5 protein-coding genes and 1 pseudogene are annotated in these 4,316 nt (G+C 43.6%); 5 read left to right on the forward strand and 1 reads right to left on the reverse strand.

Features of this window, described 5'->3' with window-relative positions; translation table 11 throughout:
• Positions 1–225 (reverse strand): annotated as a pseudogene (locus tag ACE1CC_RS33430) (photosystem II D2 protein (photosystem q(a) protein)); the annotation flags it as partial.
• Positions 226–450: 225 nt separating this feature from the next.
• Here ACE1CC_RS33430 and ACE1CC_RS33435 point away from each other — a divergent pair.
• From ACE1CC_RS33435 to ACE1CC_RS33455, 5 genes are all read left to right on the forward strand, one after another.
• On the forward strand, positions 451–720 hold the full coding sequence (locus ACE1CC_RS33435) for a hypothetical protein (protein WP_413274755.1): 270 nt from the start codon (positions 451–453) through the stop codon (positions 718–720).
• 25 nt (positions 721–745) lie between these two features.
• Positions 746–1,423, forward strand: coding sequence for an ABC transporter ATP-binding protein (locus ACE1CC_RS33440; protein WP_413274756.1), 678 nt, complete (start codon positions 746–748; stop codon positions 1,421–1,423).
• Positions 1,424–1,548: 125 nt separating this feature from the next.
• Positions 1,549–2,676: an RNA-guided endonuclease InsQ/TnpB family protein gene (locus ACE1CC_RS33445; protein ID WP_413274759.1), complete on the forward strand. Its 1,128-nt coding sequence runs from the start codon at positions 1,549–1,551 to the stop codon at positions 2,674–2,676.
• A 230-nt stretch (positions 2,677–2,906) separates the two neighbouring features.
• Positions 2,907–3,092: a hypothetical protein gene (locus tag ACE1CC_RS33450; RefSeq protein ID WP_413274757.1), complete on the forward strand. Its 186-nt coding sequence runs from the start codon at positions 2,907–2,909 to the stop codon at positions 3,090–3,092.
• A 185-nt stretch (positions 3,093–3,277) separates the two neighbouring features.
• Positions 3,278–4,316 (forward strand): reverse transcriptase domain-containing protein (locus tag ACE1CC_RS33455; protein WP_413274758.1); only part of this gene is annotated, 1,039 nt, incomplete at its 3' end.

Consider the following 4,316-nt stretch of genomic DNA (forward strand, 5'->3'; position numbering starts at 1 on the left):
GGTTAAGAAGTTGCAGCCTTCCAAGTAGGATGAGGCTAGGCCGTGTGTGTACCAGGAGGTAACGAAGGTGGTTCCGGTGAGCCATCCGCCTAATGCTAAGTATGCACAGGGGAATAGCAGTATTCCAGACCAGCCGATGAAGACGAACCGATCGCGCTTGAGCCAGTCATCGAGGACATCAAACCATCCTCTTTCTGCTGGGGCACGTCCTACTGCAATAGTCATTGCCCAAATCTCCGAATAGTTTATGAGTACAGGTTTTGGATTTTAGCCTTGCTGCACTGTTTCCAGTTTGGCTAAGACACAGAATTGTGAATAACGTAATAAGACTTTACGTTTCTTTACTGTCTTCTCATTATAGGGGCAAGTTTTGAAATTTTCATCCCCTCTACTGAATTCTCATAAACTAGATAGTGTGTAGCGCAATTAACTAAAATCTCGAAACACCTGATGTTCACTATTGACCTGACTTTAAAGAACACTCCCTTCCCTTATTCGGTGCAACGGAAAGAGGAATCGGACGCGATCGCTCTTTACAATGAAATTCTGGAAGCTATGCGTTCTGGTAATCCAGCAATTCTGGAACTAACCTGCGAGAAGCAAACAGAAAAGAAAATAGCGATTCTCACCAGTGCAATCCTAGCCGTGCAATTATCTCAGAAGTCAAGTGCTGCCGCTGCTGGCAGACCTCCAGGCTTCTTAATGATGGCTGGAGAATAAGAATTTAGTTGGAAATGGTGATTAAATGACTGAATCTGCCATTACAGTGCGAGATCTCTGCTTTAGCTGGCCTAAAGGTGAATCTGTGTTCAAATCCTGCTCTTTGGATGTACCTAAAGGACAATTTTGGATGCTTTTGGGTACTAATGGCAGTGGTAAGTCAACTTTGCTGAGATTACTGGCTGGGTTATTAACTCCTCTAGCGGGTGAAATTCAAATTTCCCAGCCTGTAGGCTTCGTTTTCCAAAATCCAGATCATCAGTTAGTTATGCCTACTGTTGGCGCAGATGTGGCTTTTGGACTGGTGGCAGAAAATCTTCCCCAAAGGCAAGTGCGCCAGCGAGTAGAAGAAGCTTTGGCGGCGGTAAATTTATGGGCTTTACAAAGAAGACCAATTTATGCTTTGAGTGGGGGGCAAAAACAACGGGTGGCGATCGCAGGTGCGATCGCTCGTCGTTGCGAAGTCTTACTATTAGATGAACCTACCGCTCTTTTAGATCCTGACAGTCAGTTAGACCTAGTGAAACAAGTGCAACGTTTAGTTAAATCTCAAGGCATTACGGCGCTTTGGGTAACTCACCGTTTAGATGAGTTAAATTACTGCGATGGTGCTTTTTTACTGGAAAAAGGTCAACTTGTCGATCGCGGCGATCCCGATCGTTTAAAACAACGCCTGATGCAGGTAGAGGGGATTAGTTCCTAGTTTGGGCAGGGGGGCAGGGGAGCAGGGGAGTCTTCCCTAACCCCTAAACCCAGTTCCCAGTCCCCTAAATATCGACATTTTGTAGTAACTATGCTACTAGAAAAATGGTGATAGGTCGATCAACCATGATTGTCTACGAATTTAAGTTAAAGGGAAAACTTAACCAGTACAAAGCGATAGATGATGCTATCCGCACATCTCAATTCATTCGTAATAAATGTTTGAGATATTGGCTCAATAACAAAGATGTGAACGGGTACGATTTAAACAAATACACCGCTAGATTGGCTAAAGAATTTTCCTTTGCTTCAGAACTCAACTCGACGGCTAGACAAGCATCAGCAGAACGTTGTTGGTCAGGGATTGCCAGATTCTTCGACAACTGTAAGAAGAAAACCAAGGGAAAAAAAGGTTTTCCTAAATTCAAGAAAAATCAACGTTCAGTTGAGTACAAAAAATCAGGTTGGCAGCTTTCAGAAAATCGAAAAACCATCACCTTTACTGACAAAAAGGGAATGGGAAGTTTCAAACTGATTGGAACTTATGACCTACACTTCTACCAAGTAGACCAAATACAAAGGGTTAGGTTGGTAAAACGTGCAGATGGCTATTATTGCCAATTCTGCATCAGCGTAAATGTCAAACAGGCAGTAGAACCAACAGGCAAGAATATCGGTTTGGATGTTGGATTAAATCATTTCTATACCGATAGTGAAGGTAACAAAGTTGATAACCCAAGATACTTGAGAAAGTCAGAGAAAAAACTGAAAAGATTGCAGCGTCGAGTATCAAAAAAGGTTAAAGGTTCAAAGAATAGAAAGAAAGCAATTAACCGATTGGGTAGACAACACTTAAAAGTCTCGCGTCAGCGTAAAGACTTTGCTGTCAAGTTAGCAAGGTGCGTAGTAATGTCTAACGACATTGTGGCGTTTGAGGACTTGAAAGTGAAAAACATGGTCAAAAACCGTCATTTAGCCAAGTCAATTAATGACGCAGCATGGTCACTATTTCGAGAATGGATTCAATATTTTGCTCTCAAGTTTGGCAAGGTTGCTATTGCAGTTAGGCCACATTACACCAGTCAAAACTGTTCTAATTGTGGTGTAACAGTGAAAAAGTCTCTATCGGTTCGCACTCATATTTGTAAGTGTGGATCTGTGCTAGACAGGGATGAAAACGCAGCAATTAAGTGCGATTCGTTTAGTCAAAACCGAGAAATCGGGGGACGACTAGCAGTATCAAGTAACCAATAGGTTGAGAAGCACTTAAATCCTTGGTACTGACAACTTCATAACCTTGTGAGTGAAGGCAAGTATCCTAGAAAGCCTAAGTCTCATCCCGAAGACACATCGGTGAAAGCACACAGAACGCGATATCTGTATTGCGTCCCCCCAGGTAGCGACTAGCCATCAATCCTGGAAGCGGGGGTGAAAGCGGAAAGGTACTGAGAGCCTATAAATCAGTTCCCCGTGAGCAAGTCCTTATGGATAACGAAAGTGAAGATGTGTCAGAACCACCGTTACTGCGAACCAGTGAAATCAGGCTGATACACTGGGAGTCCCAAAAGGGTAAAGAACAGGGTAGTAGAAGTATTTTTTCCGGTCTACTAAGTGTCACCCTAAAACTCGGTGGAGAGCATCATCCTAACAGGACAAACCAAAGGTTATGAGGAACGAAGTAACCCATTTGATTACTCTCATCCAAGGTCGATTGAATGAGTAGTCAGCTAAGACGAAACCTCTAGGAAACTAGGTAACAAATGGGAGAGATTGAGTCATAAGCGAATGCCCTATCTAACAGTAGGGATAGGCTGACAGACTCACGGTGAAATAGAAGGTAGGGGTACAAGTAGCAATGAAAAAGACTAAAGCCCAACAATCAGATAAAGATTGGCTGAGGATAGTATGGACATCAGATATACCTAATCAAGCCTGCGAAAACCCGACAGTGACTTGGAGGGGCATTCAATGGAAGAAATTAGAGCGTCAAGTGTTTAAGTTGCAAAAGCGCATCTACCAAGCGTCTCGTCGTGGTGATGTTAGAACAACTCGCGGACTCCAAAAGCTGTTGATGAAGTCCCAGGCCGCAAAACTGCTAGCGGTGCGTAGAGTAACCCAGGATAACCAGGGAAAGAAAACGGCGGGAGTGGACGGGATTAAAAGCCTGACCCCAAAGCAACGTTTTGAACTGGCAAAACAATTAAAACTGGGTTCAAAGGTCAAACCAACTCGGAGAGTATGGATACCAAAACCGGGAACGGAGGAAAAAAGACCTTTGGGAATACCTACCATGAAAGACCGAGCATTGCAGGCGCTTGTCAAAAAGGCATTAGAACCAGAATGGGAAGCGCGATTTGAACCTAACTCATACGGGTTCCGACCTGGACGCTCATGCCAAGATGCTATCGATGCAATATTTCTAGCGATAAAGCATAAAGCTAAATTCGTACTAGACGCAGATATAGCCAAATGCTTCGATAGAATCGACCACGAACAACTAATACGAAAAATCAATACCTTCCCAATCCTACGGAAGCAAATCCGAGCATGGCTAAAAGCTGGTGTTATGGAAGGAAAACAGTTGTTCCCCACATCTGAGGGTACACCACAAGGCGGAGTAATATCCCCCTTATTGGCTAACATCGCCCTTCACGGAATGGAAAACGCAATCATGGAAGCGGCAGATAATTACGATATGAAACGTCCCGACGGCACTCAATTAAGCAAGAGGGATAAAAGAAAATCTGTTAGCTTGATTCGTTACGCCGATGACTTCGTTATCCTCCACGAAGACATAACCATTGTCCAAAGATGTAAAGAGATAATCTCCGAATGGTTAAAAGGCATGGGTTTGGAATTAAAGCCAAGCAAAACCCGATTAGCTCATACCCTGA

Source organism: Floridaenema aerugineum BLCC-F46 (assembly GCF_041929345.1).
Lineage (GTDB): Bacteria > Cyanobacteriota > Cyanobacteriia > Cyanobacteriales > Aerosakkonemataceae > Floridanema > Floridanema aerugineum.